Origin of the sequence: Desulfuromonas acetexigens (genome assembly GCF_900111775.1) — a bacterium.
In the GTDB taxonomy this organism is placed as follows: Bacteria; Desulfobacterota; Desulfuromonadia; order Desulfuromonadales; family Trichloromonadaceae; genus Trichloromonas; species Trichloromonas acetexigens.
In genome coordinates this window covers 103,839-125,308 of the sequence record NZ_FOJJ01000034.1, presented here as the reverse complement: position 1 = coordinate 125,308, position 21,470 = coordinate 103,839, and the positions used below count along the sequence as shown (strand labels likewise).

The following is a 21,470-nucleotide window of genomic DNA, read 5'->3' as shown; positions in this document are numbered from 1 at the left end:
CTGAGTGATTAATCGCCGTCAAAACGTCCGTCGAACACCGCCGATGGGTGCGGGAATGGTTTTGCCGTTGGGCAGGGTTCCGGGGTGGGTACTGTCGCAGTAAGAGCCGTGGAAATGGCAGTAGCCGCAGCCGATCGGCTGGGGACCGGAGCTCCATTCGTGGCAGTTGACGCAATTGCCTCCCCCGCCCGTCTGGTAGGGGACATCCGAGCCGATCGTGCCCGTGCCGCCGTGATGCACGGTGCGCCAGCGATTGACCTGATTGAGATCGCCGCCCTGCTGGTAATCGTCCTGATGACAGCGGCCACAGAGATAGGCCCAGGACTTGCCTGAGGGATCCTGAGCGAAGACGCCATCCAGCGCCTCGCCATTGACGGAGCGTCGCACCAGATAGGCATTGGGGGAACCGTGCGCTTCGTGACAGTCCATGCAGGACAGAACATAACCCCCCGCCGGCACGGCAACTTTGTCAAAAGGCTTTTTCATGAAGATGGAGCCGGTGAAACCATTGTATCCATGTTTGTCTCCGGAACCGACGGAATCACCACCGCCGGTCTTCCAGTCGATGGCGGTCACGTCCCGGGCCAGGGTGGTGCTGCGAATTCGATCCCCGTGGCAATCGTTGCAATAGGTCACATAGTTGGGGGTTTGAGAGCCGTCGGCACCGATTTCGCCGACCCCACCCGGCTCATAGGTCATGTGCGAGCCGAAATAGAGCGGCGCTTGATAACTGCCGCCATAGGCGCTCATCCGTTCCTCCGCCCCATCCCCCCACAGGCTTTCATGTTCGGTCGGTCGCGAGAGAGCGGTGTATTCGGGGTTCTGTGGGAATTCCCGGTTGCGGCGGGCACGATGGGGATTGTGACAGGCGTCGCAAGGGGCCGAAGCGTCCTTGAAATAGGGGAAACGCTTGGCATAGCTCCAGACATCGTAAAGGTTGTGGTAGGACGCGTCGGAACCGGCCAGATTTTGATTAAAGGCTTCGAGAATACCGGAGGGACCGCCGGTGTCATAACCGGCAAATGCCCTGGCGTAATCGTAATTGAGTAGAGAGCCGCCCGGCGCCTGTTGGGAACCGGTGGCGGCGTGGCAACCGAAACACATGACATCCGTGGTCTGATAAGGCTTATAGCGCCGACTCGAATCAAAGCCCGGGGAAAAGAGGGCGAAGGGGGAAGGACTCCCCGACACGGGCGTAGGCTCAACGCCGCCCATACTGGCATGCTGCTCATGACAATGGGCGCAGTTGCCGACGACATAGGGCCCCGGGGAAGCCAGGCCGATACGCGCGACGCCGTTCACCGTATCACCGTGCGCCGAATCCCCATAAGGGCCGGCCCAGACGGGTACGGCGAGGGCCGCAAGCCATAGTGCCGCAACGAGGGTGGCGTGACGAATCCGCTTCGGTCGCGGCTGATCCGTTACCGGTCTGCTCATGACTCGCCTCTCAATCCTTGGAAGTGTGACAGGCCGTGCAGCCGCCACCGATGCTTCCGGCATAATCCCAACGCATCATCTTGTGATTGGGAGAGCCATGGGCACGATGGCAGGAAACGCAGGCGACGATGGTATCACCGGAGAAAGTGACCTTGGTCAAAGGCTGGCTGACATTCAGGCTGGCCACGGGAATATCCGGCCGATAGCTATTGAGGTTCTCGCCGCCATAGGAGCGATATTCGGAACTCGGCGCGGTAGAACCCATGTCGTAGTCGACGGGATGACGCAGCCAGGGGGAACCGGCGGTGACTGCCGAATGGAAGTTGCCGTGGCAGCGGGCACACAGCGAACTGATCGTGGAGTTGTCGGTCCCGCCGGTTGCACCCTTGTACTGGTTGTGGGCGGCGGTGGTGGGGTGAAACTCCCAGTCGGCATCTTCGTAACCGGCAATCCCCACCAGCATGCGGAAGCCGTTGGCAGGCTCGGTACCGGGGCTAACAAGCGCACCGCTGCGCCCCTGATGATGGCCGCCACGCACCGCTTCAGCCAGGGACTGTTCGCTGTGGCTACCATGACAGCCGTAAACCCCGGCGCAGGTCACCTGCTGCCCAACGGGCCAGGAACCACCAGCGGGGACGCTACCGTCGGCGGCGGCGCGATTGCCGGTATAGCCGGGGGGCTGCGACAAGGTCTGATCGCGGGCCATCAGGCCATGGACGTTATGGCCCCGGGTATCGCCGCCGGCTTGCGCGACCCAGTAGAAGTTGCCTCCGGCGAGGGTATTGCTGTCGGCGCCGGAACCGGAAAGGCCGTAGACCGGAGGCTGAGAAGAAAAGACGAAAGGGGTCGCGTCCCCGTTATTCACGCCCATGTGGCAGCCGGCGCAGGTTGAAGTCAGCAGCGCCTCATAGGGACCGTCATCCCCCCATTCGGGCAGGACGCCCCCATCCTGGCTGTAATGCATGGTGTGACAACTGGAACAGAGCCCGGTTACCGCCGCCTGTGCCGACGGCGCCAAAAGCATGATCAGCAGACAGAGACACCCCGTCAACCCCGTACACAGCCCATCATGGGCAGATCGGCAACCCGCTTTTAATGTCATGCCTCGGCCTCTTCCATTCCCCGTTAGCCGCCCCCCCCACCGCAAACTCCAAGCGGGATCAGACCTCAACGATTGAAGATATCCACCCGGCTGTTCCCTTCATCGACCACGCACAGCCGGCCCTCCCAGTCGAAGAGCAACTGGGCGGGATACCAGAGCTTACCGTGACGCTTGCCACGACCGAGAAGTTCATGGCGAAAATCCCCCTGCGCCCCGAAAACCACGACGGTGCCCGCATGCCGGTCGAGGACATAAAGCTGCCCCCCCTGATCGATCTCCAGAGAGTTGGGGAATTCCATGGCGCGGTTCAAGGTAATGACGCTCGGAGCGGCACCGTCGGTAAAGCGATAAACTTTTCCGGCAAGGCCGTCGAGGGCCCAGATCCCGTTCGCTTTGATCTTGAAATCGACAAATCCCCGGCCGCCGGACTGAGCAGCGAAAATCGTCTCGACTTTGAGGTTGTCGTCTAACCGTACCACCGTTCCGCGCATCCGATCAAGCACCAGCAGGCGCCCCCGCTCATCCACCGCCAGCCGCGCGGGGAAAATCAAGCTGCCGTCGGCATAACGCAGATCGAACCGCTGCACCTGCTGTTCGCTGGGATTGACCCGCAACACCTGGTTGGTGGAGCGCTCGATCACCCAGAGTGCCCCACTGCGCCCCTTGGCTAAAGCGACCGGCTGTTTCAACGCACCGCCGGCATTGAAAGCGGCCAGATGCTTGCCGTCGCGATCGAAGGAGAGGAGTGTTCCGCCCACCGGATCGACCACATAGTAGCGACGGCTTTCACTATCGACGTCGATGGCAACGGGGCGATCCAACTTGAGCCCCGAATCCCGCGTCGGCAGCTGCATGAGAAAATTCCACGGGCCGGTTTCCGCCTTCAGCTCTGGCACCGCTCCCAAAAGGACGAGCAGGGCCAGAATGATTTTGTATTTCATAGGTGCTCTCCCCTTAATAGCTCAGATGACACTGGACACAGAGACCGCGCTCGGCACTGCCATGGAGGAAGTACTTGTAATTGGTCCCGACGTTGGCATCGTGGCAAGTCATGCAGTCCATCGGGGTGCCGTTGCGTGGGTCCAGAGCCTTTTCACCCATGGGATGGGAAAAGCTCTTGTGCCGTTCATGGCAATTGGCACAGACATCCGCGGCCGAGCCCTTGACCATCCCCGGCCAGTCGGAGCCGTGCAGATCGTGACAATCGGAGCACTTGTTCCAACCGGGATGCTGATGCAGCATCTGCGAACTCCGCTTGAAGGTTCCGGGATGGCAGGATTGGCAACCGGCCCCCTCATTGGCCGGCAACAGCCCAGCCCGGTCACCGACATGGGGATTGTGACAGGCGATGCAGGGATTGCCGCCATCGCTGCTTTGCAGATGGCTATGGGTCTTGTTGAACGAAGCCAACACCCCCTGGTGGCACCCGAGACAGCTGTCCGCACCCTGGCTCTTACCGTGGCAGGTCTGGCAGTTCCCCTGGGCGAAAGGCTTGTGCTTGACCCCCCGCAGCAGTCCCCGCCCGTCGCCGCCGTGGGGATGATGACAACCCAGACAGTCGAGAGAACGGGAATCGCGGCCAAGGTGGGCCTTTTTCATCCCCTCTTCATTTTTATGACAGCCCAGGCACAACCCGGCGCCGGACGTCTTCAGCAGGCGATAATCGTCACCGCCGTGGGGATCGTGACAGGTTCCGCAACGACCGTCCTGAAAGGGCTTATGCGGACGGGAATAGGACTTGTTCAAGCGGTCATGGCAGCCAAAGCACAGTTCCTTTTCGGGTTTGTCGAGCAACCCGGCGACCGCCGAGGCATGCGGCGCATGACAGCCGCCGCAGTTGCCTTCCTTAACCGGCTGATGCAGAAACGAACTATTCTCCATGCGCTTGCGCAGTGGCTCGTGGCACCCCTGACACAATTCACGCTGCGCCATGACCAGCAGGCCTTCATGCCGGGCGACATGGGGATTGTGACATTGATCACAACGTTTTTCGGCGACCGGACGGTGAACGACCGCGCCCTGGAATTCGCTCGGTTTGTGGCATTCGAAACAGGACGATGCGAGACCCGGCGCCGGCAGAAGCACCAAGGTAAGCCAGATGAATACCGCTGACATCAGGGCCTTAACGATTTTCTTCATTAGCGACCTCCCTTATGACAAGCCTTGCAATCGCCGTCGGCGAAAGGTGCATGTTTCACCGGCAGGGTCAGCGACTTGTCGGGACCGCCATGGGGGTCGTGACAACCCAGACAGCTGTTCCGGCCGGGTTCGATCCCCTGGTGGCTCTTCTTGAGGGCGGCCCCCAGCTCGTGACACCCGGCGCAGAGCGTCCCCACCTCCTTATAGTTCTGCGGGGCATGGGGATCGTGGCAGGCGCCGCACTTCCCCTCTTCCGCCGGCGGATGACCGCTCCCTTTCTCCCAGAAGCTGTTGATCTTGTGGCAGTTGATACAGAGCGTCGGCTGCTCCTGCAGCAGATAGCTGGGCTCGTCGTTACCGTGTGCATGATGGCAGACCGCGCAATTGCGATGGGCGGAGGGAACCGCCTCGGTCACCTTGCGTCCGGGATGGCAGGTCACGCACAACCCGTCGGCGGCGCTGGTCAGCTGGAAGGGCTGATCGGCGGCATGGGGATCATGGCAAAGGTCGCACCGCCCCTCGCGGAAGGGCTGATGGCGGCGCGGCTGCTTGCGCTCATCTTCCACCTGGGGATGACAGGGCGCGCACAGGGCGACGCCGGTATTGAGCAACAGCTGCTTCTGATTGGCCCCATGGGGATCATGACAACCGTCGCACTTGCCGCCGGCGAAGGGGCTGTGCAGACTGGGGCGCCCCATATCCTGGTCCACGGACTGATGGCACTCGCCGCACAGAGTGCGCTGATCTTTGACCAGCAGGCCGCCGAATTTGCTTTCGTGGGGCTGGTGGCAGGTAGAGCAACGCCCGTCCCGGGCCGGCGGATGCGCCACCCGCCGGGTAGCGGTGACGCCGGCATGGCAATCCTGACAGAGCTGGTCCGAGGCCTTGCGCAGCAGCGCATCCTGCCCGGAGGCCGGCGCATGACCGTCATGGCAGGCCAGACAATTCCCCTCAGCCACGGGCTGGTGCGCCTTGGCCTCCTCGTGTGGCACCCCGGGTCCCAAATGCTTGAATTTGTGGCATTCGAAACACAGCTCGGCGGGATCCGTCCTGGTCATGCCGGGATGGTCGCCGGCGTGGGGGGAATGGCAGGCATCGCAGGTTCCCTGGGCAACCGGCGCATGGACGCCGGGCTGATTGAGCATCTGCTGAACATCGCCGTGGCAGCCGTAACAGAGGTTGCCGCCCTGGGATTTTACCCCGAAGGGCGCGGCGGCTGTCGCTGCGGCATGACACTGGGAACACTCCCCCCCCTGTACCGGGGAATGAACATGGGCCCGCAACAGGGCGACCTGATCGGAAGTATGGCTGCTGTGGCAGTCGACACAGGCCGTGGTCACCGGATAACCGCCATGCTTCCCTTTGAAGGCGGCCGTCCCGGCATCATGGCAGCGCCGACACAGGGCATCCCGCTCTTCGCCCAACAGCGCCGGAAAGTCGCTGCCGTGCGTCTGATGACAGGCCTTGCACCCTTCGCTCAGCGGCTGGTGGCGATTCTTGCCGGCAAAGGGCTGCTTGTCATGGCAGGCGAAGCAGCTTTGCTCCCCTTCGGCCTTGAGCAGGGCCGCATATGGGCCGTTGTGGGTTTCATGACAGGCCGCGCATTTCCCCTCGCTCACCGGCCGATGGGGAACTTTCAGATCGCCCTGGGTCTTGCCCATCTCGCCATGGCAGCGAAAGCAGAGGGCCGGCACCGTGCTGTTCAGATAGGCGCCGCCGATCAGGCCATGCCCGCGATGGCAGGCGTTGCAGTCTTCCTTGGCGACCGGAGCATGAACAACCCCCTGCATCAGGCGCTGCCGGTATTCGGCATGGCACTCCAGGCAGGGCTTGCCGCTGCCGCCCTTCGGCGCCGAGCTTCCGCCGCCGGCGCAGGCCGCCAGCATCAGCAGACCCAGAATCGCGCCGAACCATCCCACCCTATGCGTCAGTTTATTTTTCATTCTTGCCATCCCCCTCTTTGATCAGGCTTTTTCGCAGACTGTTCCAGGCCCGTTGATTGACCTTGATCGCTGAACGGTCGCGCAGGGTCTTGACCAGCTCGCTTTTGGCCGCAGCAAAACGCTCCTCGCGCAGCCGGGTCCGGATATCCTCGGCAACTTTCTCAAAAGGGATCGATTCCGTTTCGTCGGTCCGAATCAGTTTGACGAAATAGATATTGTCACCGTCCTTAAGGGCGCCACTGACCTGACCGGGGGCCATGGTCGCCACTGCCTGCTGAATGACCGGATGGAGGTGATCGAGCGGCGTCCGCCGAACTTCCACCCCGGCCGGCGATAGGGGCTGCATCACCTTGAAGAAATCCCCCCCCGCCTTGAGCTCCTCCTCCACCTGCTCGGCCAACTTGACTTCGTTGGTCTGCACCACCGACAGCTCGACCAGCCCCCCGCGGCTGAAAAGTTCGGGATGCGCCGCGTAGTAGGCCTTGGCGTCGTTTTCGTCGACCTTGATTCCAGGTTCAAGCACCGCCTTTTCCAGTTCCTTGATCATGCGGTGTTGGCGGTAGAAATCGTAGGTTGCTTTCAGCGGCGGCTGGCTTTCATAGTGTCGATCCAGCGCCTCCAGCCCGGTCACGGTCTGGGCGACGGCGTCGGCGACCACACGCTGCTTGGTCGCCTCGAAATCAAGGGACTTGCGATGGGCTCCGCCGCGCATTTCCAACTCCTTGAGCGTCGCCTGATAGAGTGCGTCGACACTCACCACCGTATTGCCGACGCGCAGTACCGTTTTTTCGCCATCCTCTTTCGGAAAGCCCTCGGCGGTGATCCGGCCGAGGAGTTCCTCGTCCACCGTCACCTGGTATTTTTTGGCCAACGCCTCCGTCAGCTGCCGGGTCAGTTCGTTTTCCTGCACTTTAAGATCGTGGCGGATCAGGTCATTCTTGACCTTGGCGAAATCTTCCTTGCTACCGTCGCTGCGCTCCAAAACTTCAAGAAAATACCAGGAATGACCGAAAGGGATAGGACCGACAATGCTCTTTGCTGGGGCATCGGCAATAGACTTGCGCAAAGCTTCGGGAATCTTGCTCGCCCGCATCGACCCGGATTGCGCAAGCTCCTCGTCGGCTCCGGACAGCCCCGTCTCCTTGGCCGCATCGGCGAGGCTCTTGCCCGCATCGAGCAGACGCCTGATCTCAGCGGCCTGCTCCTCGGCATCAACCGCCACCATATGCAGGTTGTAGATCGGGGTATAGCCCTTGCGATAGGCTTCCCACAGGGTCTTGTCGTCGGGCATTTTGGTCTTGGCGCCGACCTCTTCCTGCTTGAGTTGCATCAGCGCCCGAACCTTGAGAAAAATCCCCACCTTTTTCAGAAATTCGGGATTCTGATCGAGCTGCATGGCCTGGGCTTCCTGAAACAGGAGCATCCAGTCGACAAATTCGTCAGGGGTTTCGGGAACCGGCATCTCTTTTTCTTGCCATTCCCGCCACCAGTCGCGGTAATCCTCGGTCGTCAGGCGAGTATCGTTGACGGAAACCAGCTCCTGCGCATCCCCCCATAAAAAGGCCAGTGCGGCGCCAGGAAGAACGAGAGATACAACGAGAACCAGAAAAACGGAAGCTCTGCAGCCTAGCGTTTGCAATTACCCACTCCTTTTTTCAGCCAATCTTCGACGACTTCCCGGGATAGATGCGACAAAACCCCGGTAATGGTTTTGACCATGCCGAAATGCATGGCCTTGCGATAATCATCCCCCCAGCGGCGATGAAAAGTGCTCAAAACACGTTGCCCGTCCCGGGCGTCAAACATATTCACCTGCAAAGCGACAAAGGGGACCGTTTCCCCCGCTTTGGCGCTATCCATGCCGACTTCGACCACCACTCCGCTCACCACCGCGTCGACCCCGAGACGCTGATTGAGATCGGCATAATGGCTCGGGTCGAGAACTTCGCCGGGCAACAGGCGATGGCGCAGCATGAAGAGCCGCACCTCCCCCTCCGGCTCGACCTCCAGGGCGCCGGAAGCCAGCAACTCACTGCTGAAAACCCGGTAGGCCAAGGTTCCGGCCTCGGCGTTGCGGGTACGATTTTCAAAGGGAAGGACCGCCACCCGGCAAATATCCTCCGGCACCGCCTTGGCGGCAAACCGGGTATCAAGCCCGGAACCGGAGACACAACCGAGAGTGGAACAGAGGACCAGGGCGGCCAGAGTGCGCACAAAGAGCGATAAATAGTTCATCAGAAATCCGAAACCCAGGATTTGGCCGGAACTTCGGCAGGCGTCTCCGGCTCCCCGTTGCCGAGATCAACCTTCTTCTTGTCCAGACGCAGGCGGTTGCCGAGGAAATCCTCCCCCTCGAAGTTGTACTGGATGGTCCCCTGCCCTTCCAAAGGCGGAAGCTCGATCATCACCGGCAATTCGTTGCCTTCGACCTCAAGGAGCGATTCCCCCTGGAGCGAGGTGGCGTTCAGGGTCCAGGAGGTGAGCGGAAAACCTTTATCATCGGCCGTTTCGATCTTGAGGAAGGTTTTGCCATTTTCGTTCAGGGTACCGACCGTAACCGGCAAGGCCGAAGATTGCAAGGCGACCATGCGCGCATCGACGGAATGATTGCCGGCCAGATCCCAGGCATGGAGCACGATTTCATAGGTGCCGTTGGACAACTTGCGCCGGCCGCCGTCCCGCCCTTCCCAGACCATCCGTTCCGGCAGGTTGCCTTCATGCTCTTCCCGCACCAGCACCTCGCCGTCTTCGGTCTTGATTTCCAGCAGCCAGCGGGTCATCGGCTTGGCGCGAGCCAGGCGGGGGAGGATCAGCAGATGGTCGCGAAAGGCGATCACCTCGCCGGTCTGCACCCCTTTCTTGATCTCCAGGCTGAGCTGCGGCGGCTCATTGATGACTTCATAAGTGGCGACATTGCGAATCCGTTCAGCGGAACGATTGCGTCCCCACTCCAAAGCCAGAGTGACGGGATAGGAACCTTCCTGCTCGGGTGCTTGCCAGCGGCCGCGATAGCTGTCAGCGGCGGCGTCGCGATAGAGATAGGCGGTGCCGCCTTCCGTTTCTAGGGCGATCCTGGCCGGACGGGCATCAAGGAAGCGGATTTTGACCAAGGCCTCGACCTCACTTCCCCCCTTAGCATAGGGCGGGGAAATCTGGATGGAGGCCAACTGGTAGAGGCGATTGAGGGGCATGATGCGACTGGAAACCTTGGACCGCAGCGCCCCCAGCATCTCCTCAAAAAGCGGACCTTTAAGGTCATCCAGTTCTTGCGGCTGGCCGATAGCCAAGGCCCGCACCTGTTCCCCAAGGCTGGTCGAGTCGGTACGGGACCAGACCGGCTTACCGGTCTCCGCATCAAAAGCGGTCAGGGTCAGGCCCAGAGCGGGGTCAGCGCCGCCGTTTTCGGTGACCGTTCCCAGCAGGATTAGCGAGCAGTGCAGCTCGCGTCCCAGCTTACGCACCGTAAAGACATCCAGAAAGCCCGCTTCGCGCAGACGGTTAGCGGCGAGAAAGGCCAGAATATCGGTTTCGGGAACGAGTGCGGCCCCCATGCCTTCGAGAGTCGCGGCAAGCTCCCGGGTCAGCGGCAGGTTAAGCCCGTTATCCCCCTGACTCAGGTCTGCCAAGGGCAGCACCGCCACTCGCTCGGCGCGCGCCGGCATCCCCCCGCAGAGCAGGAAGAGCACGAGCAAACCAAGAATGTATTGCCAGGAGACCCGCGAACTCATCAAGCAATTAATCCTTCTGCAGGGTGTTCAGCATGCGACCGGCTAAGCGGAAGCTGACATGGCTGATGTCGTCGCTGACAAAACCGAAAAGTCGGTCGACGGTACGGTAGCCGCTCTCGCTGGCACTCGACTGCCAGATGATCTGGCCGGTCTTGACGTCGACCAGGCGCAGGGTGGCGGAAACCAGGGGAAAGGTGTACGTCCCGTTCTGCTTCTCCCCGAAATCCTGAACGGCCCCGGCCAGATAGGCCTCGACCCCCAGCTCTTCCCCTAAACGCTGGGCAGCGGCCGTATCGAGGGTCTCCTGCTCCTTGCGCACCAGCTCCTCGCGCAAAAAGCGCTGGGCTTCCCCCTTCTCGATGATATCGAAGAGGCCCCGGCTGAGAATCTCGGTGGCGACGACATCGCGGAAGCGTTCCTCGGCGAATTTGGATTCCGTATGGTTTTCGAAGGGGAGAATGACGATCCGCTTCACATAACCGAGCCCCAGGGCTTCGGCGGCGTAGTGCCGGGGAGTGGAACAACCGCCGAGCAGACTCACGAACATCAGCGACAAGGCAAATTTTCGCACGTTCATCACCTCTTTCATTAGCACAAAATTGATTCTCATGGGTCAGTAGTGGGCATTGAGACTGCTCATCAGACTCCAGACATTTCCGCTCTTCGCTACCTGATAGGCACCGCCGGCCTGCAGGGCCAGGTTGCGGCTCACCGACCAGTTGATGGTGCTGGTGTACTGGTCGGAATCGTCCGACTCCATTCCGAAAGAGGCCCCGGCGTTAAGTTGCAGAGTCCGGGTCAACAGCCAGGCCAGGGTGCCGGAAAGGGACGTATCGTCCGCATCGACATCGCGGCGGTAACTGGTGCTGAGCAGCAGCACATCGGAAGGACGATAGCTCAGGGTCGCGCCATACTGGCGGGAACTCGTCGCCCTCGCCTCTTCGAGTTCACTTTCCGAATCGGACGTGCTGTGCGCGTAGTTCCAGTTGCCGGTCAGATTCAGGCGCGGAGTGAGACGGGCGCTGCTGGTCAGGACGAAACCGTAGGTGGTCGTCGTGGCATTCGCATTGCCCTCCGCTTCTTCTTCAGCCGTGGGAAAACTGTAGTTTCGGGTCCAAGAGGGTGAAAAACTCATGGTCCAATCGGGGAAAATTTCCGCGGCGATATTGCCGTGGATGGTATCCCCCCGGTCCGTTTCCTCGTCTCCCTCGTAGCCGTAAGTCCGGGTATAGCCCAGGGAGACATCCAGGGTGTCGAGAGGGGAAGAGTTGAACGCCGCCGAATAGGAACGAATCAGGGTTCTCGCCAAGTTGTCGTTTTGGGTATTATCCCGAGTTTCGCTCGCACCGAGGGCCATAGCGAAATACCGGCTCGGAGCATAGGACGTATTGAGGGCATGCGTGGTCTGGAGGTTATCCAGATCCGACTCCGGCAGATTAAGCACCCGGCGCATGCTGTACCCCGTTGACCAGCCCGGCGCCGGACGGTAGCCGATATTGAGTTGGGTCTGGTGGCTGACGAACTTGCTTGAGGTTTTCAGCCGGTCGGCCGTGGTGAAAATCAGCTCCCCCGCCCGGACTTCGGTCACAAAGACAGGCGTAGCCAATGGCTGAATGTTGATCGACGATACGACCACCTTGAGATACTGGTCCGTCACCGGAACCGCGAGATCGACATAGACCAGCGAGCGCCCCGCCTTGATATCGAACGTCGGGGCAATTTGTCGCACTCGATCCCAGGTGCGATTGTCGTCGCTCCGATAAACGGTCCAGATCGCCCCGGTCAGCGCGCCCTCTTCCCCAGGGGTCAGCAATTTATCGAAATAAACCTCCATCCGGCTGACCGGCTGGAAACTGGTCTCGATCCCGAGATGAACATATTCGTCGCTGTCCTGCGGCAAAATCTGCACACTGTCCGTTGCCGTGTCGTTATCGATCAGCCCGGCGGCGGGGTTCAACTCGACAAAACGGGGATCGATCTTGCCGACGGCAGAAAGACCGGACGTCAGGAAGATCGGCTGCATGACCACGCCGTCCTCCCCAACGGCGGCATCGGTGTCGATCTCGCTGGAGGAATACTGTTGGCTCGCGCCGATCGAAAGGCGATCGCGAAAGAAGCTTTCCGTATATTTGAGCTGAGCATAATGGTTCAGGGTTTCGGTATTGATATCCTCCACCAGATCATCCGACTCGCCCCGGCGAAAATCATAGAGCATGGCCAGGCTTTTCCAGGTGTATTCTACGCTACCGCCGTAATCGGTCGATTCGACATCCTGATCATGGTCGCGCTGATCATCCCAGAGTTGACTCTGGTTGTAGTGCAAACGCAGATTCGGCCACTTTTCGATCTGGCTGTAGAGATTGCCGCCCCAGGTTCGATTGAACAACGGCGGTGAATCGTCATCATTCATCCGGTTTTGCGAGCCGTTCAGGTTGAGCGAGAACCATTCATTGCGCAGGTCGAAAGCGGCCGAAGGGTTGATGGAGTTGCTGTCGTTGTCGTCAGTGCCTTTAAAATCCTGATAATTGTTATAACGGGTCGCCGCCGAGAAATCCATCGACGAACTCAACTGTTTAATAAAATTAAGATTATAGGACTGATTGAGGGCCCGCTGAGTATCCATGTCGTCGCCGCCGTTTTCCCGATAATTCAAATTTCCGGAAACGGAAAAAGGGTCCGCGACGGCCCGATGCGGGCCAACCAGTAGCAGCGCCAGGCCCAAAACAGCCAGCAGGCGCATGCTATTTCTGCAAGGCATGAGGGCCTCCGTGACAGGCGTTACAGTCAGGAAATTTTTCGTGGAACGCCTGGTTATGAGGCATCCGGTGACAGGTCACGCACTGGGGAATCCGCTTGTGCTGATCCTTGTGGCAGTAGACGCACAAAAGATCCCGATGTTTGGTGGGGGACTGTGCCAACTGCTCGGTTTCCGCCGGATGGCATCCGGCGCAGAAACGCGACGGAACAAAGTTGTCGTAAGCGACCTTGGAGGGCATATGCGGTTTATGGCAGCCGAGGCAGTCTTCATAGACCATGTCCGGCGTATGCGGATCGTGGCACTCTTGACACCTGAAAAACTCTCCATGCCGGCTGTGGCATTCCGTGCAGTCGAGCAGCGTATGGGCGCTCGGATAGTCCTCCAGCTGCTTTCCCTGATGGGGATGACAGGACGCACAGGCCGGCGTGACCCGCGACGTTCCCGAGAACTCGATATCCCGGGGACGGTGGGCGGGATGACAGCCGCGACAGTTGCCGACGGTATAGTGACTGTTCTTTTCCGGCTCGTGGCAACGGGTGCATTCGGGGATCGCCTCCGTCCCCCGGGGCGGATGCTCGACATGACAATCCAGGCAGGTGACGGCCGTCTTGTGCAGGCCGCCGCGACTTTCGATATCCCGAATCTCTTGCACGTGGCACTTTTGACAGTCGTCCGCTTCGAGGTAGATGAGCACGCTCTCGGCCCGAACCGGAACGCCGGCAAAGATCCCCGACACGAAGGATACAACCGACAGCAGCAACAAAAAAGCCCTGCCCATGACGCGTATCCTTGAATTCCGACCCACCATCACCCCCGCTCCCGTGCCCTAACGCTTGCTCACGATCGCCGTCAGCTTCTCTTCCGCCTTCAACCGGGCCGCCATCGCCTCGGCCTCGGCCTTCTCGACAAAAGGACCGATCAGCACCTTGTACCAGAGACCTTTGTCCCCCCGGTCGACTTCATAAATAAAGACCTGGTAGCCCCCGGCCGCCAACCGCTCCAGCAGGGCCTGAGCGGCTTCGGGCTCGCGGGCGAAAGCCACCTGCAAGACATAATCGTCGCGCGGCGCTTCCGGCAGAACCTCCGGAGCCTTGTCGCGATCGACCCGTTTATCCGTCGGGGGAGTCGCAACGACGGCCTCTTCCGGTGCCGACACTTCCTCGGCTGTCTCTTCAACCTCCGCAATCTCCGCCCCGGGGGCTTCGGGCAAAGCCGTCACGGGTGCCGTTGCGGCACCGTCGCCCACCACTTCGTAAATCTGGATCCGATGGTTAAAGGTATCGGCGACGATGACGCGACCGAAGCTGTCGACACAGACATCACTGGGATAGTTCAGCCAACCGCGCGCCTGCCCCATGCCGCCGAACTCGAACAGAAATTCCCCTTCGAGGGAAAAAGCGGAGACCGCATGCCGCTGATAGTCGACCACATAGACCCGTCCGGCCCGATCATCCACGGCCAGCCCCCGGGGGCGGGCCAACTTGCCGGATTCCCCCCCCTTCTGACCGAATTTGTAGAGAAATTTTTCGTTGCGGTCGTAAACGTAAACCCGCCCCATCCCCTCACTGAGCAGATAGAGATTACCGTTAGCGCCGACCGTCATGGAGATGATCGCCACCTGCTCGGTCACTCCGAGCACATCGTCCCGGGGCTCGATCGTCTTCAGGAAATTTCCGGCGGGATCGAGAACGACGACGCCGACACCGGTCAGACCCGTCACGTAGATGTTGCCGTTGGCCCCGACCACCACCTTGCGCGGCAGAAAGACATCGGCCCCTTCAAACCCCGAAAAGAAGATTTTGCCCTCAGGCAGAAAGGCGCCGTCGAGCATGACCAGATGCCCACGGGGCTCGTCCTTGCTCGCCCCGGCACAGGCATAGAGGCGATTGTCGGACACATAACAGCTGGTAACACTGTGCAGGCCGCGCCCGGCACCCACGGACATGTAGGGAAAATAATCGGCGGTGAAAAGAACTAGTTTGTTCTTCAACGGACTGGTGACGTAAATCTCGTCGGCGGCGGGATCGTAAAAAAGAGAGGAAGGATAGGAGAGGTCGTTACCGACATTGTCATTGGCAACCATCCCGATGCAACGAACCGGCTGCACCGCGGCAGCCGCCCAAAGCAGGGACGGAACAAAGAACGAGCCTAGCCCGACCAGGATTAAAAAAACCAGGCGCAACGACATAAATAACTGCAATTTCGACACTCTTTTCCATTTATGGTGCATATCGCCCCCTCGGCGGCGCCGATTATAGCAAACCAACTTTGAATTGTAAACGTAACTCACATTCCCCCTTTCTCGAATCAGCAGCACCTGAAAATAACCTTGCCTTTTTTAATCGCCCATGGTAAATATCCCTTCCGTTGTTCATGAAAAAAACCATGTCGGGGCGTAGCGCAGCCTGGTAGCGCACCTGCTTCGGGAGCAGGGGGTCGAAGGTTCAAATCCTTTCGCCCCGACCATTAAAATCAAGCACTTAGGCCACTCCAAGCGGGGTGGCCTTTTTGCGTTTTAGGGGAAAGTGCTTTCTGGTTGCTGTTTGGTTGCTGTTCCCTGAAGGCAAGAAAAAAAGCCGGGTTCCCGTAGGGGTTCCCGGCATGGTTCTGTGGTGGCGTGCAGAAACTCCTTTCCGCGCACTGTTATGGTGGAACTAAGAAACTCCCTTCCATGCCTTGTTGAGATAACGCGCCAATGGCGAGGGTTGACGGAAGAGTCGTTTTAGTCGGCATCTATTTTTCGCTGACGAGAACCTTTGCCAACCGGACCAGAAGTGGGGTCATAACTCCCCAGCCGACGGCCAAGAGCAGCAGGCCGGACAGGGTCGGCAAGGCCTCGGTTGCGCCAAGTTTTGCGCCGCCGTAATAGGCCAAAGGTCCACCGATCGCTCCGAAAAGAGCCGCAAGCAGGTAGCGGTGCCGCAGCCAGACCATGGAGACGTTGAGGGTGGCGGCAAAGTTCAGCCAGAGGCAGATCATCCAGGGCGGACTGAAAGGCCGGGGGAAAAGGTGCTGCAACGGCATGAAGACACCGCTCGCCACGAATACTGTGTCAAAGATGAAGCCAAGCAGAGCCGCGATCAGAAGCAGCTTGGCTTCACCGCGCCGATCCTCCTGAAGGGCCAGGTGGAGCGCCAGAACCGGGATCATGCTCAGCGGACCGAGCCAGAACAACCCCCGGGCCGCGCCCAGCACGGCGGCGAACCAGGCCGCCTGGAACAGCAGCGCATTGACCGTCTTGCGGGTCAGATCATTCATGGCTGGGTTCCGTTGTTCGGCGGGAGATGGGGCACCCGGCGTAGTTTGGTGATGTCGTAGCCCTGCCCCTCCAGCTCCTTTACCAGCCGCAGATAATCCGCCTCGGGAATCTGCGGGCTGCGGGCCATGATCCAGACATAGTCGCGCTTGTTGCGACCAATGACGGTCTGGGTGTAATCCTCGTTGAGGTGAGTGATCAGATACTCGGCTTTGAACGGCCAGACAAACCGCATCCCCCAGGTCGCATTATTGACCGTATCGACAATGAAGCCGCGCGGGTTGTAGCGTTTGCGCGGGCCGTCGAAGCCCCCCTTGTTGAAAGTGAAGACCGTGTCGATGCTGCCGTCCGGATCAAGCCGGTAGGTCTCGACAGCGTTGTAGGCCTCGGTCTCGATGAAGGTCGGAATGCAGGCAATCACATACCAGGCCCCCATGAAACGCTGGATGTCGACGTTGTCGATCGTCTTGAGCGGCGGCAAAGAGGCGCTGCAAGCGGTCGTCAGCAGCAGGGAAAGCGTCAGAAGGATATGTTTCATGGGTATGCATTCCCGGCCAACGGCGGCAGCAACGGCTCACCGCGATACAACGGCTTGGTGAACAACAGTTGCAGGTTGCCGGTGAAGCGCTCCGCAAATCCCCCTTCGCAGTAGCAGAGATAAAACTCCCACATCCGGACAAAGCGGTCATCGAAGCCCATCCCCCTGACCTGTTCCAGATGGGCATAAAAGGCGTTTCGCCATTCCCGCAGGGTCCGGGCGTAATGGGGGGTGATGTCCTCCAGATGGGTCAGGCGCAAGTCCGTTTCTCGGGCGACGGCTGCAGTGATGGCCTGCAGCGACGGGCAGCAACTACCGGGAAAAATATAGCGGTTGATGAAGTCCGGGGCCTTCAGGTAGCGCGAATACTGGTGATCGGGCATGGTGATAGCCTGGATCAGGGCGGCGCCGTCCGACTTCAGCCGTTCCGAGCAGGTGCGGAAATAGACCGGCAGGTGTCGGTGGCCGACCGCTTCGATCATCTCGATGGAAACCAGTCGGTCGAACTGCCCTGTCAGGTCACGATAGTCCCGCTGCAACAGGGTGATCTGCTGCTTTAGCCCGCAATCCGCGATTTTTTCCGCCGCCAGGTCGTGCTGCTGCCGAGAGATCGTGGTGGTCGTAATATGACAACCGTAATTCCGGGCGGCATGGATGGCAAAGCCGCCCCAGCCGGTGCCGATCTCCAGCACCCGCATGCCGGGTGCCAGCCCCAGCTTGCGGCAGATGCGGTCAAACTTGGCGGTCGATGCTTCCTCCAGGGTGCTGTCGGCCCGTTCAAAAATGCCGCAGGAATAGACCATGGTCGGGTCGAGGAAGAGCCGATAGAAATCGTTGCCCAGGTCGTAGTGGGCGGCGATGTTCCTGCGGCTGCCCCTCCGGGTGTTGTCGTTGAGGCGATGAAGCAGTCTCTGGAGCGGAACGGTCAATTTGGCCAGCCCCCCCTCCAACTCCTGCTGGGCCTCCTGATTGCGTACCATGATCCGGATCAGGGCGGTCAGGTCGCTGCAACTCCAGAGACCGTCCATGTAGCTTTCCCCGGCGGCGATCGTTCCGCCGAAAGCCACCCGCCGGTAAAAGTCCGGGTGTTGGACGCGCACCGTGGCGGTCAACTCGGATCCCTGCCGACCGAACTCATGGTGTTCGCCTCCGTCAATCAGGGTAAGCCCCCCCTCCTCGATCGTCGCCAGGCTCTTCAGCACCAGGCTCCGGGCCAGCTTATTGATGATGCCGAACCTCGTTGACCCATTCCGCGGATAGGTGCTGCAGGTCTGTTCGTTCCGGTTCATCGGCTGTAGCGTCCTTTCCTGATATCAAGCTGTTCCGGATGGGTGTAAAAGGGCACCCCCTTCCATTTCAGGCGCAGCGCCTGCCAGTAGATTGCGGCGATGACCTTGGCGGTCATGAACGGCCAGCGCAGCAGGGCGCCGGCCAGATTCCCGCCGGTCAGCGGCTGCCGTCGCAGCTGCAGCGAGGCGCTGAAAACCTCGGCCCCCTGGCGATTGTTGGTCATGTGGACGGCCAATTGTTCTCCCGGGGCGGTGAAACGCCAGTCATAAACGATATCCATCGGCATGAAGGGGGAAACATGAAACTCCTTGTCCAGCCGGTACCGGTACCAGTCACCGTCGCGGTGATCGGTCCGGGCAGCAAAGGCGCGCAGATACTCTTCCCCCCAGGGGGTGTTGTGGATCTCGATCAGGAAGGCGTCCAGAGTCTGCCCATCTTCGGCAAAGCAGTAATAGATGCTGATCGGGTTGAAGCAGTAGCCCAGATAGCGCAGATGGGTCAGCAGGCGGATAGGCCCCCTCGGCCTCCCCCCCAGCTGTCGTTCAACTTCGTCGCGCACCGCACGGTCCAGCGGCAGAGATTCAGGGCGAAAATGATCGGAGCGGCGAAAACTGGCCCAGTTCGATTTCTCCACCGACCAGAGCCAGCGGTTCGCAAAGACAGTTTCCAACTCGGCCAGGTCGAGATAGAGAAAGAACAGGCTGTAACGGAAGGCATTACCGATCGGTGACAGGCGTTGATGGCCGACCTGGCCGGTATACAGGCAGCTTTCCATGGCTAAAGTCCCTTTTCGAACTGTTGACAGACAGCCAGGGCACTCTTGACGCCGTCCTCATGAAATCCCCAACTCCAGTAGGCGCCGCAATAGGAGGTGCGGTTGACGCCGCTGATCTCGTCCCGGCGCTTTTGTGCGGCGAAGGCAGCCGCTGAGTAGACCGGATGGTGATAGAGCAGACGGCGAATGATCGCGTTTGGATCAATGGCTTCCGGATTGTTGAGGGTCACGCAGAAATCGACCGGTGCATTGAGGGTCTGCAGCAGGTTCATCCAGTAGGTCAGCACCACGCCCCCCTGCTGCGTTCGCGGAAGCAGGCAGTTCCAGCTGGCGCGGGCCTTGGGAAGGGACGGTAGCAAGCGGCTGTCGGTATGCAGTACCGTATCGTTTTTCTGGTAGGGGATGGCTCCGAGCAGTTCCCGTTCCCCATCGGTCGGGTCCGCCAGCAGCGCCAGCGCCTGGTCGCTGTGGCAGGCCAGAACCACATGGTCAAACGTCTCCGGCTCGCCACCGCGGGGGGGTAATCGTCACCCGGTCGGCGAAACGCCGCACCCGTTCCACTGGAGTTGACAGACGGATCCGGTCGCGGAAGGGACTGATCAGAGGCTCGACATACTGGCGGGAGCCACCTTTGATGACGCGCCAAGTGGGCTGATCGACAATATTGAGCATGCCGTGATTGGTGAAGAACTGCACGAAGGCCGCCGCCGGGAATTCCAAAAATTGTGCCGGGTCGGCCGACCAGACCGCCGCGCCCATGGGGATCAGAAACTTTTCGATGAACAAGGGAGAATAGCCGTTGCTGCGGAGGTAGTCCCCCAGCGTCAGACTCAGGTCGCTGCTGCCGTACAATTCCGCCGAAGAGCGGTTGAAGCGGAATATCTCCAGCAACATCCGCCAGAAGGACAGGCTGAGCAGGTTCTTGCGCTGGGCGAAAAAACTGTCCAGGTTGCTCGCGCGGTATTGCAGCCCGGTCGTTTCGCAAACAACGGAGAAGCTCATCACGCTCGGCTGCGACGGGACACGGAGACGCTCCAGCAACTGGATAAAGTTGGGGTAGGTGCGCTCGTTGAAGACGATGAAACCGGTGTCCACCGCGTAGCGGGTGCCGGCATGGGACACATCCAGCGTGTTGGTGTGGCCCCCCGGATAATCATTGGCCTCGAACAGGGTGATGTCGTGTTCGCCGCACAGCAGATGCGCCGTGGTCAAACCGGAAATGCCACCGCCGATAATCGCGATCTTCATGGGTATATCCTCGCGGTGGTCACTGTAGCCACAGCGATGCCAGCGCTGCGAACCAGGTTGTTGCCCCACAGAGGAAGCCGCCCCAGCAGATATCGACCCAGACCATCCGAACCGGCCAGCGCTCCAGCGTGGCCATATTGGTCATGTCGTAGACCCCGTAGACGACCAGGCCGAACAGGGCGCCCCAGGCCAGGGAAGAGGCCGCAAGGTGTTCCGGATCGACCTGCGGCAGCGCGAAGAGCACAATCCCCAGCGGCAGCAGCAGGTAGACGATGGCGGCGGCCCAATAAACCGGGATAATGGTGGTGCCCCGGACCCGGGCGTAGGGGCCGAGCTCTTTGAGATAAAAGCCCTGCATCAGCTTGGCCAGCCAGAGGTAATCCAACAGCAGGGTGAAAGGCAGGCAGAGCAAGTAGACCTTGAAGACGTGCGGCATGTCAGATCCCTCCTTTAGGGGGCAGCGGAAAGAAGGCGCTGGTGCGGCGCTTGTACTCCTGAAAATCGGCGCGATCTTCGTAGTGTTTTTCCAGCATGGGGATGCCGGAGACTTGCAGAATCAGGAAGGTGATGGTGATCGGGCCAATGATCGTCAGCCAGCCCCCCGGCAGAGCCAGGGTCATCAGCCAGATCCCCCACCAGAGAGTCACCTCGCCGAAGTAGTTGGGGTGTCGGGTGTAACGCCATAGACCCGAAGTCATCAATTTTCCTTTGTTGGCCGGGTCGCGGATAAAGTTCAGCAATTGCCGGTCACCCACGGTCTCAAAAGTGAACCCGGTCAGCCAGATCGCCAGGCCAAGCAGATCGAACCACCCCAGGGGCACCGGCGGCGCCTGGTTGACGAAGATCACCGGCAGGGCCACCATCACTAGCAGTACGCCCTGGAGCATAAAGACCTGCAGGAATGAGCGGAGCACGAACCACTTGCCCCACTCCTCGCGCCACTTCCGGTAGCGCTTATCTTCACCCTTACCCCGGTCGCGGCTGTGAATGTGGGCTGCCAGCCGGATCCCCCAGACCAGCACCAGCGCCGAGACCAGCAGACCCCGCGGCGGATAGACACCCGCGACGACCAGTGATACGCCTGCCGCCAGAATGAACCCCAAACCCCAGGCCACATCGGCGATATCGTTGCGACCACGAACTTGTGCGGCGATGAACCAACCGGTCATGTAGAGCAGAATGGCCGCTGCCGTTATCAGAAAAACGGTTGTCATGCTGTTTCTCCCTCTGCCGCGGTGATGACGCCCAGGTAGCCA

18 protein-coding genes, 1 tRNA gene and 1 pseudogene are annotated in these 21,470 nt (G+C 60.2%); 1 reads left to right on the top strand and 19 read right to left on the bottom strand.

The window, feature by feature from the left end:
- Positions 1-18: 18 nt before the first annotated feature.
- The 12 genes from BQ4888_RS11310 to BQ4888_RS11255 all read right to left on the bottom strand — a co-directional run bounded on the left by BQ4888_RS11310 (position 19) and on the right by BQ4888_RS11255 (position 15,214).
- Positions 19-1,437 carry a cytochrome c3 family protein gene (locus BQ4888_RS11310; protein ID WP_170232836.1) on the bottom strand — a complete coding sequence of 473 codons (1,419 nt, stop codon included), beginning with the start codon at positions 1,435-1,437 and terminating at the stop codon, positions 19-21.
- 10 nt (positions 1,438-1,447) lie between these two features.
- A complete protein-coding gene (locus tag BQ4888_RS11305) occupies positions 1,448-2,539 on the bottom strand; it encodes a cytochrome c3 family protein (RefSeq protein WP_092057361.1) in 1,092 nt (363 codons plus the stop codon).
- Positions 2,540-2,604: 65 nt separating this feature from the next.
- On the bottom strand, positions 2,605-3,480 hold the full coding sequence (locus BQ4888_RS11300; RefSeq protein WP_092057360.1) for an NHL repeat-containing protein: 876 nt from the start codon (positions 3,478-3,480) through the stop codon (positions 2,605-2,607).
- A gap of 13 nt (positions 3,481-3,493) precedes the next feature.
- Entirely contained in the window at positions 3,494-4,678 is a 1,185-nt protein-coding gene (locus BQ4888_RS11295) for a cytochrome c3 family protein (protein WP_092057359.1), read from the bottom strand.
- Positions 4,678-6,621 carry a cytochrome c3 family protein gene (locus BQ4888_RS11290; RefSeq protein ID WP_170232835.1) on the bottom strand — a complete coding sequence of 648 codons (1,944 nt, stop codon included), beginning with the start codon at positions 6,619-6,621 and terminating at the stop codon, positions 4,678-4,680. The genes BQ4888_RS11295 and BQ4888_RS11290 overlap by 1 nt, the downstream gene beginning before the upstream one ends.
- Positions 6,611-8,260, bottom strand: coding sequence for a peptidylprolyl isomerase (locus BQ4888_RS11285; protein ID WP_092057357.1), 1,650 nt, complete (start codon positions 8,258-8,260; stop codon positions 6,611-6,613). Before BQ4888_RS11285 ends, BQ4888_RS11290 begins: the two co-directional genes overlap by 11 nt.
- A complete protein-coding gene (locus BQ4888_RS11280; RefSeq protein WP_092057356.1) occupies positions 8,248-8,856 on the bottom strand; it encodes a hypothetical protein in 609 nt (202 codons plus the stop codon). The genes BQ4888_RS11285 and BQ4888_RS11280 overlap by 13 nt, the downstream gene beginning before the upstream one ends.
- The gene (locus BQ4888_RS11275; protein ID WP_092057355.1) at positions 8,856-10,349 is read right to left on the bottom strand and encodes a hypothetical protein; all 1,494 of its coding nucleotides are present in this window, start codon (positions 10,347-10,349) and stop codon (positions 8,856-8,858) included. The genes BQ4888_RS11280 and BQ4888_RS11275 overlap by 1 nt, the downstream gene beginning before the upstream one ends.
- A gap of 7 nt (positions 10,350-10,356) precedes the next feature.
- Positions 10,357-10,920, bottom strand: coding sequence for a GNA1162 family protein (locus BQ4888_RS11270; protein WP_170232834.1), 564 nt, complete (start codon positions 10,918-10,920; stop codon positions 10,357-10,359).
- Between the two features lie 42 nt (positions 10,921-10,962).
- Positions 10,963-13,107, bottom strand: coding sequence for a TonB-dependent receptor (locus BQ4888_RS11265; protein WP_140396645.1), 2,145 nt, complete (start codon positions 13,105-13,107; stop codon positions 10,963-10,965).
- Positions 13,091-13,885, bottom strand: coding sequence for a hypothetical protein (locus BQ4888_RS11260; protein WP_092057352.1), 795 nt, complete (start codon positions 13,883-13,885; stop codon positions 13,091-13,093). Before BQ4888_RS11260 ends, BQ4888_RS11265 begins: the two co-directional genes overlap by 17 nt.
- Before the next feature lie 48 nt (positions 13,886-13,933).
- The gene (locus tag BQ4888_RS11255; protein ID WP_170232833.1) at positions 13,934-15,214 is read right to left on the bottom strand and encodes an SPOR domain-containing protein; all 1,281 of its coding nucleotides are present in this window, start codon (positions 15,212-15,214) and stop codon (positions 13,934-13,936) included.
- 282 nt (positions 15,215-15,496) lie between these two features.
- Between BQ4888_RS11255 and BQ4888_RS11250 the strand changes: the two genes are divergently transcribed.
- Positions 15,497-15,573, top strand: a tRNA-Pro gene (locus tag BQ4888_RS11250).
- A 267-nt stretch (positions 15,574-15,840) separates the two neighbouring features.
- On the opposite strand, the gene BQ4888_RS11245 is transcribed toward BQ4888_RS11250, so the two are convergent.
- The 7 genes and pseudogenes from BQ4888_RS11245 to BQ4888_RS11215 all read right to left on the bottom strand — a co-directional run bounded on the left by BQ4888_RS11245 (position 15,841) and on the right by BQ4888_RS11215 (position 21,428).
- Entirely contained in the window at positions 15,841-16,365 is a 525-nt protein-coding gene (locus BQ4888_RS11245) for a DUF2878 domain-containing protein (RefSeq protein WP_092057350.1), read from the bottom strand.
- Entirely contained in the window at positions 16,362-16,901 is a 540-nt protein-coding gene (locus BQ4888_RS11240; protein ID WP_092057349.1) for a lipocalin family protein, read from the bottom strand. The genes BQ4888_RS11245 and BQ4888_RS11240 overlap by 4 nt, the downstream gene beginning before the upstream one ends.
- On the bottom strand, positions 16,898-18,190 hold the full coding sequence (locus BQ4888_RS11235) for an SAM-dependent methyltransferase (RefSeq protein ID WP_092057348.1): 1,293 nt from the start codon (positions 18,188-18,190) through the stop codon (positions 16,898-16,900). The genes BQ4888_RS11240 and BQ4888_RS11235 overlap by 4 nt, the downstream gene beginning before the upstream one ends.
- Positions 18,187-18,966 (bottom strand): DUF1365 domain-containing protein, encoded by a 780-nt coding sequence (locus tag BQ4888_RS11230; RefSeq protein ID WP_092057347.1) that lies wholly within the window; start codon positions 18,964-18,966, stop codon positions 18,187-18,189. The genes BQ4888_RS11235 and BQ4888_RS11230 overlap by 4 nt, the downstream gene beginning before the upstream one ends.
- 2 nt (positions 18,967-18,968) lie before the next feature.
- Positions 18,969-20,214 (bottom strand): annotated as a pseudogene (locus tag BQ4888_RS18000) (NAD(P)/FAD-dependent oxidoreductase).
- A 19-nt stretch (positions 20,215-20,233) separates the two neighbouring features.
- Positions 20,234-20,626 (bottom strand): DUF2177 family protein, encoded by a 393-nt coding sequence (locus tag BQ4888_RS11220; RefSeq protein ID WP_240746335.1) that lies wholly within the window; start codon positions 20,624-20,626, stop codon positions 20,234-20,236.
- Positions 20,627-20,651: 25 nt separating this feature from the next.
- Entirely contained in the window at positions 20,652-21,428 is a 777-nt protein-coding gene (locus BQ4888_RS11215; protein WP_092057345.1) for a DUF1295 domain-containing protein, read from the bottom strand.
- Positions 21,429-21,470 lie beyond the last annotated feature (42 nt).

What these genes read in the sequence shown, in the direction of transcription:
- BQ4888_RS11260 (WP_092057352.1), bottom strand. Translation starts at nt 13,885, where the DNA reads ATGGGCAGGGCTTTTTTGTTGCTGCTGTCGGTTGTATCCTTCGTGTCG.
- BQ4888_RS11305 (WP_092057361.1), bottom strand. Translation starts at nt 2,539, where the DNA reads ATGACATTAAAAGCGGGTTGCCGATCTGCCCATGATGGGCTGTGTACG.
- BQ4888_RS11240 (WP_092057349.1), bottom strand. Translation starts at nt 16,901, where the DNA reads ATGAAACATATCCTTCTGACGCTTTCCCTGCTGCTGACGACCGCTTGC.
- BQ4888_RS11265 (WP_140396645.1), bottom strand. Translation starts at nt 13,107, where the DNA reads ATGCCTTGCAGAAATAGCATGCGCCTGCTGGCTGTTTTGGGCCTGGCG.
- BQ4888_RS11300 (WP_092057360.1), bottom strand. Translation starts at nt 3,480, where the DNA reads ATGAAATACAAAATCATTCTGGCCCTGCTCGTCCTTTTGGGAGCGGTG.
- BQ4888_RS11235 (WP_092057348.1), bottom strand. Translation starts at nt 18,190, where the DNA reads ATGAACCGGAACGAACAGACCTGCAGCACCTATCCGCGGAATGGGTCA.
- BQ4888_RS11245 (WP_092057350.1), bottom strand. Translation starts at nt 16,365, where the DNA reads ATGAATGATCTGACCCGCAAGACGGTCAATGCGCTGCTGTTCCAGGCG.
- BQ4888_RS11290 (WP_170232835.1), bottom strand. Translation starts at nt 6,621, where the DNA reads ATGAAAAATAAACTGACGCATAGGGTGGGATGGTTCGGCGCGATTCTG.
- BQ4888_RS11275 (WP_092057355.1), bottom strand. Translation starts at nt 10,349, where the DNA reads ATGAGTTCGCGGGTCTCCTGGCAATACATTCTTGGTTTGCTCGTGCTC.
- BQ4888_RS11230 (WP_092057347.1), bottom strand. Translation starts at nt 18,966, where the DNA reads ATGGAAAGCTGCCTGTATACCGGCCAGGTCGGCCATCAACGCCTGTCA.
- BQ4888_RS11310 (WP_170232836.1), bottom strand. Translation starts at nt 1,437, where the DNA reads ATGAGCAGACCGGTAACGGATCAGCCGCGACCGAAGCGGATTCGTCAC.
- BQ4888_RS11215 (WP_092057345.1), bottom strand. Translation starts at nt 21,428, where the DNA reads ATGACAACCGTTTTTCTGATAACGGCAGCGGCCATTCTGCTCTACATG.
- BQ4888_RS11280 (WP_092057356.1), bottom strand. Translation starts at nt 8,856, where the DNA reads ATGAACTATTTATCGCTCTTTGTGCGCACTCTGGCCGCCCTGGTCCTC.
- BQ4888_RS11295 (WP_092057359.1), bottom strand. Translation starts at nt 4,678, where the DNA reads ATGAAGAAAATCGTTAAGGCCCTGATGTCAGCGGTATTCATCTGGCTT.